The following is a 12,761-nucleotide window of genomic DNA, read 5'->3' on the forward strand; positions in this document are numbered from 1 at the left end:
ATCATCGACGCCGCCGTCATATGGCGCTCCCAATCGATGACCGCGTGATGCAGTTCAAGCGACGCAGGCGCTCATCTACCCGTTACAGCAACCGACGGATTTCCCGGTCCGCGGACTGCAGCAGCTCGAAAGCGCGATAGCGGTTCTCATGCAGCAACTGGGTAGCGCCACCCGCGGGAGAGAAGATTGTCGCGAGGCTCGACATCGCCTTCATCGCTTCCAGCAGCGAATGATGGTGTCCTGCGGCAACGGCGCCCAGCATCGCCGCGCCCAGCAATACGGGCTCCTCGGTATTGGCGATCGCGACCGGGGTATTCGTCGTGTCGGCCAAAAGCTGTCGGACGAGGTTGCTTTGCGCGGCTCCGCCGCTCGCGACGATCATACCGATCTCGATGCCATCTCGTGACAACGTCTCCAAAAGCTGCCTCAGGCCATAGCCAATACCGCAGAGACCGGCGACATAGAGCGAAATCAGGTCAGCGATCTCGATCTCAAGTCCGACGCCGGCGATCACCGCGCGAGCATCTGGATCGGCATGGGGTGACCGGTTTCCGAGAAACTCCGGAACGACATGGATCGACCTTGCAAGCTCACCGGCACGCGCCAAGTCGGGGCACAATTCGGTGGCCTTACGGTCAAGCCATGCGACGAGGGAGAGACCTCCCATCTCCGCCTTCGCACGCGCTTCGGCAGATGCGGGATGCATCGCAACCAGATGATCGATGGCGGCTCCGGCAGCCGACTGGCCGCCCTCCGTCAGCCAGAGCCCTGGTATCATCGCCGAGTAATATGGGCCCCATACGCCCCCGACAAAAATGGGATTCTCGCTCGAAGCCATCGAGCAGGCCGAGGTGCCGAAGACGTAGGCGAGCCTGTTTTGCACTCTCGATCCGCCATCTCCTCCGAGCGTGCCGACACCGCCCGCGTGGGCATCGATCAGGGCCGCTCCGACGGCGGTTCCGATCGGCAATCCCAGATCCAAGGCTGCGGCCTCGGTCAGCCCATTCGCCAGCGCCGTGCCGGGTTCGACGATATCCGTACCGATTCTGGAAAAGCCTTCCGCCGCCAGCTCTTCCAGGCCGATGGCCTTGAAATATTCCGCATCCCAGCGTTTCTCATGGGCGAGATAGGTCCACTTGCAGGTGACGGTGCAGACCGACCGGCTCAGTGAGCCGGTCGCACGCCAGGTCAGATAGTCCGCAAGGTCGAAGAAGTGATCAGCAGCGGCAAAGGATTGCGGCAGATTGCGCTTCAGCCAGAGAAGCTTCGGCGTTTCCATTTCCGGCGAGATACTGCCTCCGACGTAACGCAGAACATCGTGATCGCCGCTGTTGATCTCGGCCGCCTCGCCGGCAGCGCGATGATCCATCCAGACGATGATGTTGCGATCCGGATTACCGGACGGACCGACTGCCACCGGAGCACCATCAGCTTCGATGGCGACGAGGGAGCAGGTCGCGTCGAAACCTATGCCTGCGACGGCCGTGGCCGGGATTCCGGCCGACACAATGGCTTCCTTGACGCTGCCGCAAACCGCTTTCCAAATCTGTTCGCTGGATTGCTCGACAATGCTGCCGGCCTCATGCCAGATCGTGATCGGGCGTTTTTCCGAAGCCAGCAGATTGCCATTCTCCGTGAAGACCCCTGCCCGAGCGCTGCCTGTACCGACGTCGACGCCGATGAAATATCGCGCCATCTTTAGAGGTCCGTGCTGTTCGGCAGGATAACGAGATCGCGGATGGTGACGTTGCGCGGTCTGGACAGCATGAACAACACCGCCTCCGCGACCTCCGTCGCCTCCATCAATCCGCCCGCCGCAATCGTTTCGTCGAGCTTCGCTTTCGGCCAGTCGCTAATCAGAGCTGTTACCACCGGGCCGGGAGCAACGGCTCCCACGCGAATGCCATGTTTCGAGACCTGCCGGCGCACCGTGTGGACGAAGGCTTGCACCGCATGCTTAGAAGCCGTGTAGATCGGCTCCCATACGACAGGAACCATGCCGGCGATGGAACTGGTCACGATGATATCGCCGGTCTTCCTCTCCACCATGTGAGGCAATACCGCCCGAACCGATCTGAACGCCGCATTGATGTTCAGGTTCAGCATCCGGTCCCAGGCGTCGGGATCCCCGTCAACGACCTCACCGCCGATATAAGAACCGGCATTGGCGTGGAAGATATCGAGCTTTCCGAATCTCTCCAGTATCTGCGGCATCATCGTCGCAACGCTGGCGGGATCAGTGAGGTCGATGACCAGAGGAAAAGCCTCCGGACCAAGCTCGGAACATATATTCTTTAGAGACTCTTCGGCTCTGTCGATGAGGGCAACGCTCACGCCCTCCTGCAATAGTGATTTGGCGCATTCAAGACCGATCCCCGAGGCGGCCCCGGTAATCGCTGCAACCTTTCCAGAAAGTTCCTGTCTCATATCATTCCTTACCTTGGTCGTTATATCAGGCTCGGCCGTGCGAAACTCGCGATCGGCGTGCCAGGGAGTCGACGATGACGGCAATGGCGAGAACTGCGCCGGTGATCATGTAGCGAAGGGCAGAGGACAGATCGAGCATCGTCAGCCCGCTCGCGATCGACTGGATGACGATGATGCCGAGTAGCGCCGAATATGCGCTGCCGCGGCCGCCGAAGAGGCTCGTTCCGCCGATGACGGCAGCGGCGATCGCGTTCAGATTGACGTCGCCCGTGCCAGCCTGTTGGCTCGCCGATGCGAGACGCGCCGCCGCGAGCACGCCGCCGAGTGCTGCAAACATTGCACAGAGAACGAAAGCGCTTGTATAGATGCGCCGAACGTTGATGCCCGCACGGCGCGCCGCCTCGCGATTGCCGCCGACGGCAGCCATCGACCGGCCCCACTGGGTCCGCGTCAGCGCATAGTCCATGATGATGGCCAGCGCGACGAAGAGCGCGAACATCCATGGAATACCGCGATCCTGATTGAGATAGAAGGCGACGAATTCGAGCGCGACGGTGATCGCAATGGCGCGCACCACAAGACCGCCGATCGACCGGGAGGAAAGATTGGCCTCGCGGCGGCGGAGAGCCGCGCGATAGCCAGAAACCAGCATCACGATGCCGGGAAGCAATGAGAAGACATAGGCGAGCGGACGCGGGATGACCATGAGCTGGCCGAAATTCACGATGGCCGACCCATAGGGCAGGTTGATCGAACCCGTTGCGCCAAGCAGGTAAAGCTGCATGCCTAGGACCGCCAGTAGGCCCGCCAGCGTCGAAACGAAGCTCGGCATTCCCAGCCGGTTGAAAAGCAACGCGTAGAGCGATCCGATCAATCCGCCGACGACGAGTGCGGCGATAATGGCAACGGCCACCGGCCAGCCCTCGTTGACCCAGAGCATGCCAACCATGGCGGAGGCAAAGCCGCTGATCGAGCCGACGGAGAGATCGATCTCGCCCACCATCAGGACGCATACGATTCCGAGCGAGATGACGCCGACCGTCGATGCATCGAAGAGGAGATTGGCAAGATTGTTGCTCGAAAGGAAGGTCGGGTTGAGAGTGCCGAAGACCGTCCAGATGATGATCAGGCCGACAACCACCGGCAGTGAGCCGAGATCGCCGGAGCGCACCTTGTCGATCGACGAACGGATCGTGCCGCCGAGACCGGCTTCGTGCTTGACGCGAATATCGCTTCGGTCGAGGAGCGCTCCCGCCTGTTTGATGTCGCTGGTCATATCTGACCCTCCTGCCCTATTTGCTGTTGCGCCTGACGGCGCCCGGCGCGGCGCGAAACCGCATTTTCGCTGGCGCCGGTAATGGCACTGACCAATTCCTGATTGGATGCATCGGGATAGAAAATTCCGTTGTTCCGGCCGAGCCGCAACACGACGATGCGATCCGCCACGGCCCGGACGTCTTCCATGTTGTGGCTGATCATGACCACCCCGAGCCCGCGGTCGCGAACGCGTTCGATCAGGTTCAGAACTTCGGCCGTCTGGGCGACGCCAAGGGGTGCCGTGGGCTCGTCGAGCAGGATCAGTTTCGGCTCCAGAAGCAGCGATCGCGCGATCGCTACCGTCTGGCGCTGCCCGCCGGAGAGCGATGCGATCGGAATGCGGACACTCGGAATACGCGCCGAAAGCTCGTTCAAAAGGGTCCAGGCGCGGACCTCCATCGCGGTTTCGTCAAGCTTCAGCGGGCTGAGTTCCCGCCCGAGGAAGATATTGGCGACGACATCCAAATTTTCGCACAAGGCGAGATCCTGGAAAACGGTGGCTATGCCCAGATGCAGCGCGGTGCTCGGGTCGCTCAATGTCACCTTAGAACCACGAAAGGTGATCGTGCCGGCACTCGGCTGGTGGACGCCGGCAAGGATCTTGACGAGCGTCGACTTGCCGGCACCGTTGTCGCCCACCAGAGCGACGACTTCGCCCGCATGCACGTCGAGATCGATATCAGTCAGCGCCGATACGGCACCGAAATGTTTGGAGACGCCTCGCAGGCTGAGCACCAACTCGCCTGTCGCGGCTGTTTGGTCGGGAGCGTCAGTCATATGTCGCGAGCCTTTCTGTATGAATGCAGCAGGATGGGTTCCCGGTTCCCCGGCCGCCCTCAAGCGACCGGGGAATTTGGCGGGAGGAGATAGTCACTTCGTGATGCCGAGCGTCTTGCAGCCTTCCGCATAACGATCGCCGCAGAGCTGGTCCGCAGTCTGGATCGGCTTGCCGTTGACCTGCTTGTCGATGATCTCAGCCTTCAGATTCTCCGAGGTAACGAGCGCCGGCACGAAGAGTTGCGTCGGCGTATCGAAGAGCTTCGTATCAGCCTTCGGCGCTTCGCCCGACAGCAACTGGATCGCGACATTTGCCGCTGCCGCAGCAACGATCTCGCTCGGCTTGGAGATCGTATTGTACTGGTCGCCAGCGATGATGAGCTGCAGGCCGGCGATCGTCGCATCGTTGCCGGTGACGGGCGGTACCGGATCGATGCCGGCGGCCTTGAAGGCTGCAACGGCCGCGCCGCCGGTGCCGTCATTGGCGGCGACAACGCCCAGGATCTTCTTGCCGAAGCGGGTGATCTGGCCGCTTGCCCATTGCTGTGCCTTCGGCGGCGCCCATTCCGGCGTGTCGAACTCGGCAAGTACTGGATAGCCGCTATCGGCGAGACCGGCGTGGATGCCCTTCTTGATCAGGCCTGCCGCCGCATCGGTCGGCGAACCGTTGATTTCCAGAAGGCCGCCATCCCCAGTCTTGACGTTCTTCGCCTTCAAATGATCGACAAGCGATTTGGCGATCATCTTGCCGATTTCCTCGTTGTTGAAGGAGACATAGTAGTCAGCTACCGCCGATGGGATCGGACGGTCATAGGCAATGACCTTTACCCCCTGGCTTTGCGCCATCTTGACGAGAGACGCTGCCGCCGTGGAATCGACCGGATCGAGGACGATTGCCTTCGCGCCCTGGGAAATCGCGGAATTGAACTGCTGCTGCTGGCGCGAAGCGTCACCGTTTGCATTCTGATAGATCACCTTGCAACCTGCGCAGAGCTTCTTCATCTCCGCCTGGAAACCCGGATAGTCATGCTCCTCGTAGCGCGTGGAGCTCTGGTCGGGCATCAGGAAAGCAACCGTCGCGTCCGTCACTTTCGCGGACTGCGCAAATGCGGACGTGCCGCTCAGAAGGCCGATAGCGAGTGTTGCAGCGCCTGCCAGTTTCAATGCGAATTGAGTCATTGGAATTCCTCCGCTCCAAATGATAGTTGTGTTGATGAAGCCTCAGGCTCATGTCTTGAGCTCGATGCCTGTTCCGTGGTGCAGCCTCCAAAGCAGGCCCTGCGGCCATGCTTCTTGGGTCTGACACGCGGACAAGAGTCTCCGTTCGGGCCATTCTCATGCCCGCTCCATCTTGCCCCCGATTGTCTGGTCTCTCCTCCCGGTCCTCCTCTTTTAGGCGGCCTCCACCGCTCTTACGTTCTGTGCCAGCAATGTTCTGAAGCGCGAGGGCGCCATGCCCTTCTGATCCAGAAAACGACGATTGAAATTCGAGATATTGTTGAAGCCGGCGGCAAAGCAGATGTCGGTTATCGACATTTCCGCTTTGCTCATCAGCAGGTGGCAGGCGAAGTTGATCCGCAGCCGATTGACATATTGAACGAGCGCCATGCCGGTATGCCGGCGGAAGCTGCGTGAGAACGCACTCGGGCTCTGGCCGGTCAATTCCGCAAGATCGGCTTCGCTGAAAGGCTCCGTCAGATGGGTGTTGACGTAGGCCAATGCCTGGTTGACGCCAGCCGACATGAACCCCGAAGGATCGGGATGATAGCGTGTGCTGGCGAGCGTGCTGGCGTTCTCAGCGCTGCTCAATGCATTCAGCACATTCATGAAAAGCTCGATACGGCGAATTCCTTTGGCTTCGACCAGTTCACCGAGGATCGGCCCGACGACCGCCGCCGTTTCCGGCGTGAACAGCACGCCACGGCGGCTCATCTCCAGAACATCGATGCATCCGGAAAGCTCGGGAAAAACCCGGTTTGCGTCGGCAAAGAAGGATTCGGAGAACTGAAGGACCCGGCAGCGCAGCGGCAGGCAGGTGCCCGGCGGCACATCACTCACCCAGTTGTGCGGCAGGTTCGGACCTGTCAGCACAAGATTTCCCGGCTCGAATTCGCCAATGAAATCGCCAACGAAATATTGTCCGGTCGTTGCGACGACATGGTGGATTTCATATTCGGGATGGAAATGCCAGCGGACCGTGCGGTAGGGATAGCCGTGTTCCCACGCCTTGAAGGACTCGGCGCTGCCGATCGCGACCACTTCCAAATCTGGATTCATGTCGTCCTCCTGCCTGCCCGCGGCCGGGTTTTTCCCGCACCGGCACCTCCTCCCAGAGGCCATTGTTCTTTTCCAACGATCCGACTTTACGCGTGGACATCCACCGCCGCTACTACGCCATGAACGCCAGACTGATACTTTTTTGACAATTCTGCGCCGATTTGTGCCCGATCGCACAGGAGTAGAGGCAGTCATCCGCAATGGATAGTTGCTGATCTATGGCTTTGGTCTTCTTGATAAGGCTGGGCGCTAGGCCGGACTTACGGGATAAGTGAAGCGCGTAGCCAAATGCTACTTCTTCCCTTTCAACCGGCGTAGTTTTTGCTCAGCCGCCAGGAGAAGGCCCTTGAGTTCCGGTTCTCGCACGCGGCCTGCGGCTTCGATGAAGGAGACCCATTCAGTGAGGCGTTGGCCTTTTTCCCGAAAATTTTCGCAGGATCTTTCGACTTCGAGCAGATGCAGTTGCACGATGCAGGGAACGCGGTTGTCGTCGGCGAGTTGCTTCAGGTAGGTGAAATAGCCGAACGGTTTCTTCTTGATCTTGCCGCGAACGCCGGCTTCTTCGAAGGCCTCGATTTCGGCCACTTCGTACGGCTTTTTCCCTTTTATCGGCCAGCCCTTGGGCATAACCCAGCGCCCGCTTTCGCGGCTGGTGACGACAAGCACTTCCGCTGCACCAAGCTCCCGGTTTCTCCGGTAACAGATCGCCGCATATTGTTCGTATACCGGACCATGGAACAGCGCATCCGCATGGGAGGCGAGATCGGACAAAAATCTTTCCGTTGTTCCGGAAAATTTCGGCTGGCCTGGGATCAATGGTGCCATGCCGTCAGCCGCCCCTGATCGAGCCACGCCAAACGAGATCGGCGTGAAGGCGGATGGCGTGGGCCTGTCCTTCAGGCTTTGCGGTCTCATTGCTTTCCAGCCATGAGACCGCCTCCCGCGCGATCGTAGCAAGCGGCTGGGCAAAGGTCGTCAATTGATAGGATGCCCAGGAGGCCTGTTCGATGTCGTCGAAACCGGCAACGCAAAGCTGGTCGGGAACACGGATGAAAAACTGGTGGCGGGCGGCGTCTATGAAGCCGCAGGCAAGGAGGTCGGTGGCAGAGAAGACGGCATCCGGCCGCTCGGAAAGGGTGAGAAGCCGCTGGGCAAGAACCCTGCCGCTCTCATAGCTCGTCCATCCATAACGCTCGACGACGACCTCCAGACCATGCGCCTTGGCCGCCGCGACGAAGCCATGCTCCCTCGCCATGAGGCTCGGTGTGCCGGCCTCAGAATTGGCGAAGGCGAGCCTGCGGCGGCCGGCACGAAGGAAGGCCGTGACGACACGACCGGCGGCCTCTTCATCGTCGAGATTGATCCGCAGAGGCCCTTCCTGCTCGTCGTCGCGATTGATCAATACCAGACGCTGGCCGTTCTTCAGGCAGAGTTGCGTGATCGACTCGTCAGGCATCCCCGAGACGATGATCGAGGCATCGGCGCGGTAGCGGATCGCCTGGCGCAACGCCAGATCCACACTGCCGTCCAAAAGGTCGGTGTTGACGAGCATTGCAATCTTGCCGCTGTGCTGCAGCTCCTGCGCCAGCGCCTTGACCAGGGCGGAGCGATGCGGCGTGGCCATGTCGGAGACGATCAAGCAGACGATGCCGCTTTCATTGCGCATCAGCCCGCGGGCAAGATGATTGACGTGATAGCCGAGTGCATCGGCTGCCTCGATCACCTTCCGGCGCGTCTCCGGCGACACGCTCGCCCCTAGCGTGAACGTGCGCGAAACGGCCGAGCGGGAAACCCCTGCCCGGTCCGCTACTTCCTGTGCGCTCACGAACACTTTCTGCGGCACGCTTCTCTCCAGCCGGCATGCGAACTTACTCAATTTTGCAATTGCGTGCATCATCCTCTGAGCCACTGCCGTGACAGTTTTATGAAGAATGCTGTTGATGGCACGGCAGGACAGTGCGGCATTTGCACGCGCTTGCAAGATGAAGGGATACGACATGGTTGGTAGTGCGTGCTTCGCGGCGAAAGCGATGTGATCAACTATAATCTTCAGTTCCGCCTCGCTCGCTGATCAGCGGCACGAAAATCACCGCACCGAGAGTTTGGGTGGTAAAATCATCCGGGCCTTTTCGCACGATTTTGAGGAGCGTCTGTCTGTACTCTTCCCGTCCCACAGGGATGACCAGCCGGCCGCCCGTGGCCAACTGTTCTTTCAGGGCCTGCGGCACTTCCGGCGCGGCGGCCGAGACGATAATGGCGCCGAAGGGAGCGGCTTTCGGCCATCCCTTTGAGCCGTCTCCGCAGCGCAAATCGATATTGTCGTAGCCGAGACGTTGCAGTCGTTCGGCCGCTCCCGCCGCCAGAGAGGCGTGGCGCTCCACGGCAAAGACATGGCCTGCCATGCGGCTGAGGATAGCAGTCGCATAGCCAAGTCCCGCGCCGATTTCGAGAACCGTATCGTCGGGTTTGACCTCGGCTGCCTCGATCATCAGCGCAACCATATAGGGCTGGGAGATCGTCTGCCCCTTGCCGATCGGCAGTGGACAGTCGTTATAGGCAAATATCTCGAAGCCCTTCTCGACGAATTTTTCCCGGGGCACCAGGCGCATGGCATCCAGCAGCGCCGGGTCGCGAATGCCGCGCCCGGCGATCTGTTTTTCCACCATACGAAGACGCTCGTGCATGGTCGGCTGCCTCCACCGTCCGGAACACGCCGTTGTTCAAGCCGTCTGGCTATGTTCTCCGCCGTGGCGCGAGATGCCGCTCAGCGCTTTGCCAGCGCTACCGTTGCTTTGCGCCAGGGCGATATCGCCGAGCGAGAGAATCCCAACCAACCGCTTGCTGTGATCCAGCACCGGCAGGCGTCGGACCTTGATGCTGCCCATGTTGCGGCAGACCTCATCGATTTCCTGGTCATCGAAGCAATATTTGACCTCCGATGTCATGACATCGCGGACCTTCGCGTCCGGCCCCCTGCCTTGGGCGATGCCACGGATGGCGATATCGCGATCGGTGATCATGCCGACCAGGCGGTCATGGTCGCCGACGGGCAGGATACCGGCGTCGAGATCCGCCATCGTTTGGGCGGCCTGCAGGATTGTCTCGTCAGGATTGGTGATGCGCACGTCGTGCGTCATGGCGTCTCGAACTTTCATTGGTTCCTCCATGAGCGGACGCCTCGTCCCGGCCCTTGGGCACAGGGCAATCTTTCCAGCGACCTTAGATCGGGCGGCGCCCGGTTCCCCACTGGTCGCGGCACCCTCCATTGAGAGCCCGCTACAACAACAGGCGAAGCGGCGATCTGTTCCCATCTGCGGCGCGGATAATCGAAATTACATCTCGAATTCGTCGTCTTCACCGGCAGAAAGCAGATCGACAAGCTCAGCCACCTTGCCGCTCGGCAGCGTCCTGCCCTCGCCGATCAGAGCCTCGTCATTGTTGACCCAGGCCCAGGCCTCCGCAAGCTCCCCCAGCGTAGCGCCGGTCGCGGAGATATCGGCCATGAGGGTCTCATCGACAGGTCCAAGAACGGAGACGATGTCTTTTGCGGTCATGGTCATGTGCATTCTCCTGAGATTTCTTGGGGCGCGGGATCGTGGCGGAGCCCGTTCATCTCCTCAAGGGCGGAACGAAATCCCTCCAGCTTTGTTCCGGCATTGGAGATCGGCCATGAAATGGATGTCAGGAGGGTACGATGCCAAGCACGGTGATCGAACTCATGCCTTTGAGCCCCACATGGGTGGACATCGCGATGCGCCTTGTATTGGTCATCGCAGCCGGCGCGCTGATTGGCCTCAACCGCGAGGCCGGCGGGCATGCCGCCGGGTTCCGGACAACGATCCTGGTGGGCTTGGCGGCATGCCTGGCCATGATCCAGGCCAACCTACTGCTCACCACGATGGGCAAAACGCCCCAGTCATTCGTCCGCATGGACATCCTGCGCTTTCCGCTCGGCATACTAACCGGCGTCGGTTTTATCGGCGGCGGTGCCATCCTCAAGCGCGGCGATCTGGTCACGGGTGTGACGACGGCAGCAACGCTCTGGATCATGACGGCAATAGGCCTGTGCATCGGTGGCGGGCAGTTGGTGGTCGGGTCCGCGGGAGCCATTGTGGCTTTCATCGTGCTTTCACCATTCAAATTGTTCGATGAATTGATATCGCATCGGCAAAAGGCGCATGTGGTGATCGAGCTTCTTAGCAGCGCCGATATCGCGAAGATCGAAACCGCGTTCGACCCACTCGGCTATTCCTTCCATCTCGTCAGCAAGTCGATAAACGAACCCGATGCTGCCGTTCATGCCGCCTATCAAGTGCGATGGAAGCATGGAAGTGTCAGCGGCGGTGCGTCGGACCTCCTGGCTGCTGTCGAAGAGCGCTATAAGGTTGTGTCGTTCGAGATGATGACAACGACCACATGACCATGAGGCACCCCAGAACGCCACGGGGAACATTCTCGCCCGGAGAGGGTTTGCCCTTCGAACGAAAGGAGGATGCCATGGTCAAAACCAGAGAGATGAAAACGCACGACGCTGCCTCCGCTGGTGCAGATATTCGTACGCAGCAGGCGCTCGATCAGGCTGCGGGCGGCGCCGGAGAGATCGATACGCGTACGCCCGGCGTGGAGACGCTGGACGTGAATTTCACCTATTCGGAACCGGGGTCCGACGACTCGCGATCGACCGATACTCCGGATTGCGACAGGCAACGCGAGCAGGCCCTGGATGCGGCTGCCGGCCGAATTGCGGCGGCGGTCAGAGCTTCTCGACCGCGAGAGAGCCGTTCAATGCGCAATGTTGCGATGCTGGCAATCGGCGGCCTCGCCGGCTTTTTGCTGCACGGGGTTATTACGGGCCGATAAGCGGCTTCCGAAAGCAGGCTGCGGGATGGAACCTTATGGCGTTTTTCTTGTTGCGTTCCATGAGCCCAGAGAAGGAGGGCGTCATGCAACGTCAGCACCCGCCACATGCGTCGACAAAAAATCCGTTCAAGGCGTCTGAATCGCAATGGCGGCCCGATGCGGAAATCCGCGCCGAAATCCAAAGGAAATTGAGCGAAGACCCGCTGCTGGATATCTCCGGCATCTTTATCACCGTCAGCAGTGGCCGTGTCCTCATCGAAGGATCGGTCGAAAACGACGAGATCAAGCGACGCATCGAGACCCATTCACGTCAAGTGAGCGGCATCAGCGGCCACGACAGCAACCTTTGTATTCGTAAGCCGCGATAGAAAGCGTAGGCAGGCATGCGCGCATTGTTGATCATCGTTATCGCATTGATGGTGGCCTCGATCCTCAGCATCCTTGTCATCAAGCCGTTCGTGACCGGAAAGAACGGGGATTCGACTGTCGCACAAAAGACCATCGAGCAGCCGGAACCGAAGCCTTAAAGCTGCCATAGCAGACTACTTGGCTTCCGGGGTCTTCTGCTCCTGCTGGCCCGGCACGGCGCTAGGCGGAATAACCGGCATCTTGCCGCCACGCGGCGCTGGCTTTTCCATTGCGCTATCTCCAGTCGTCGGCGGCTTCAGCACACCGCCACAGTCCGAAAGTTTATTCGCAGCGCTATCCTGAGAACCTTGCAGCGCGGTCTGGCTTTCACCTTCGGTCTGCTTGCTGGTGGCAGGAGCCCTGCAGTTGTCGCTGTTCGGCCTCTGTAGCTGTTGCGCGAATATGCCTCCTGGCATCGCAAATGCCAGGGCAGCCGCCACCAGCAGAACCCGTCCACGCGACCGGTGCGGTGCGTCGGGATTGCCGGCTGTCGCGATCGGAACTGGCCGACAGAGCTTGAAGCTCTCGTCCATGGTGTTCTCCATCGATGAAAGTGCGGGGATTGCAGACCGGATGGATGGGAAGCTCGTCTGCCAATTCGTCGGCCATGGAGAGAAAACGGAAAAATCTCCATGTTCTTCAGCACCATCACGTCCGTTTGGCACGGCCTACAATGTCAATGGCTAACGTCTGGT

Annotated in this window: 16 protein-coding genes; 4 read left to right on the plus strand and 12 right to left on the minus strand. The window is 60.2% G+C overall.

Going from position 1 to position 12,761, the window contains the following annotated elements; all coding sequences use genetic code 11:
* Nucleotides 1-82 precede the first annotated feature (82 nt).
* From QD357_RS25845 to QD357_RS25895, 11 genes are all read right to left on the minus strand, one after another.
* Complete coding sequence (locus tag QD357_RS25845; protein WP_414125330.1) at nt 83-1,696, minus strand: FGGY-family carbohydrate kinase; 1,614 nt, start codon at nt 1,694-1,696, stop codon at nt 83-85.
* A 2-nt stretch (nt 1,697-1,698) separates the two neighbouring features.
* Nucleotides 1,699-2,427, minus strand: coding sequence for an SDR family oxidoreductase (locus QD357_RS25850; RefSeq protein WP_414125331.1), 729 nt, complete (start codon nt 2,425-2,427; stop codon nt 1,699-1,701).
* Between the two features lie 25 nt (nt 2,428-2,452).
* Nucleotides 2,453-3,703, minus strand: coding sequence for a sugar ABC transporter permease (locus QD357_RS25855; protein WP_183938235.1), 1,251 nt, complete (start codon nt 3,701-3,703; stop codon nt 2,453-2,455).
* On the minus strand, nt 3,700-4,521 hold the full coding sequence (locus QD357_RS25860) for an ATP-binding cassette domain-containing protein (RefSeq protein ID WP_414125332.1): 822 nt from the start codon (nt 4,519-4,521) through the stop codon (nt 3,700-3,702). Before QD357_RS25860 ends, QD357_RS25855 begins: the two co-directional genes overlap by 4 nt.
* Before the next feature lie 93 nt (nt 4,522-4,614).
* The gene (locus tag QD357_RS25865; protein WP_183938237.1) at nt 4,615-5,700 is read right to left on the minus strand and encodes a sugar ABC transporter substrate-binding protein; all 1,086 of its coding nucleotides are present in this window, start codon (nt 5,698-5,700) and stop codon (nt 4,615-4,617) included.
* Between the two features lie 213 nt (nt 5,701-5,913).
* Entirely contained in the window at nt 5,914-6,798 is an 885-nt protein-coding gene (locus QD357_RS25870) for an AraC family transcriptional regulator (protein ID WP_183938238.1), read from the minus strand.
* A gap of 291 nt (nt 6,799-7,089) precedes the next feature.
* Complete coding sequence (locus QD357_RS25875; RefSeq protein WP_183938239.1) at nt 7,090-7,623, minus strand: NUDIX hydrolase; 534 nt, start codon at nt 7,621-7,623, stop codon at nt 7,090-7,092.
* A gap of 4 nt (nt 7,624-7,627) precedes the next feature.
* Nucleotides 7,628-8,641, minus strand: coding sequence for a substrate-binding domain-containing protein (locus tag QD357_RS25880; protein ID WP_414125333.1), 1,014 nt, complete (start codon nt 8,639-8,641; stop codon nt 7,628-7,630).
* Between the two features lie 193 nt (nt 8,642-8,834).
* On the minus strand, nt 8,835-9,482 hold the full coding sequence (locus tag QD357_RS25885; RefSeq protein ID WP_183938241.1) for a protein-L-isoaspartate(D-aspartate) O-methyltransferase: 648 nt from the start codon (nt 9,480-9,482) through the stop codon (nt 8,835-8,837).
* 36 nt (nt 9,483-9,518) lie between these two features.
* Complete coding sequence (locus QD357_RS25890; RefSeq protein WP_183938242.1) at nt 9,519-9,953, minus strand: CBS domain-containing protein; 435 nt, start codon at nt 9,951-9,953, stop codon at nt 9,519-9,521.
* 177 nt (nt 9,954-10,130) lie between these two features.
* Nucleotides 10,131-10,358: a hypothetical protein gene (locus tag QD357_RS25895; RefSeq protein WP_183938243.1), complete on the minus strand. Its 228-nt coding sequence runs from the start codon at nt 10,356-10,358 to the stop codon at nt 10,131-10,133.
* A 134-nt stretch (nt 10,359-10,492) separates the two neighbouring features.
* Here QD357_RS25895 and QD357_RS25900 point away from each other — a divergent pair, with 134 nt between their 5' ends.
* The 4 genes from QD357_RS25900 to QD357_RS25915 all read left to right on the plus strand — a co-directional run bounded on the left by QD357_RS25900 (nt 10,493) and on the right by QD357_RS25915 (nt 12,185).
* Nucleotides 10,493-11,218, plus strand: a complete 726-nt coding sequence (locus tag QD357_RS25900; protein ID WP_183938244.1) for an MgtC/SapB family protein — start codon at nt 10,493-10,495, stop codon at nt 11,216-11,218.
* A gap of 77 nt (nt 11,219-11,295) precedes the next feature.
* A complete protein-coding gene (locus QD357_RS25905) occupies nt 11,296-11,658 on the plus strand; it encodes a hypothetical protein (RefSeq protein ID WP_414125334.1) in 363 nt (120 codons plus the stop codon).
* 35 nt (nt 11,659-11,693) lie between these two features.
* Nucleotides 11,694-12,026: a BON domain-containing protein gene (locus QD357_RS25910; protein ID WP_183938246.1), complete on the plus strand. Its 333-nt coding sequence runs from the start codon at nt 11,694-11,696 to the stop codon at nt 12,024-12,026.
* A 15-nt stretch (nt 12,027-12,041) separates the two neighbouring features.
* Entirely contained in the window at nt 12,042-12,185 is a 144-nt protein-coding gene (locus tag QD357_RS25915; protein ID WP_183938247.1) for a hypothetical protein, read from the plus strand.
* A gap of 15 nt (nt 12,186-12,200) precedes the next feature.
* Here the strand turns inward: QD357_RS25915 and QD357_RS25920 are convergent, their stop codons facing one another.
* The gene (locus QD357_RS25920) at nt 12,201-12,599 is read right to left on the minus strand and encodes a hypothetical protein (RefSeq protein ID WP_246451209.1); all 399 of its coding nucleotides are present in this window, start codon (nt 12,597-12,599) and stop codon (nt 12,201-12,203) included.
* Nucleotides 12,600-12,761: the final 162 nt, after the last annotated feature.

The organism is Rhizobium sp. BR 317 (genome assembly GCF_047445835.1).
Classification (GTDB): Bacteria; Pseudomonadota; Alphaproteobacteria; order Rhizobiales; family Rhizobiaceae; genus Rhizobium; species Rhizobium paranaense.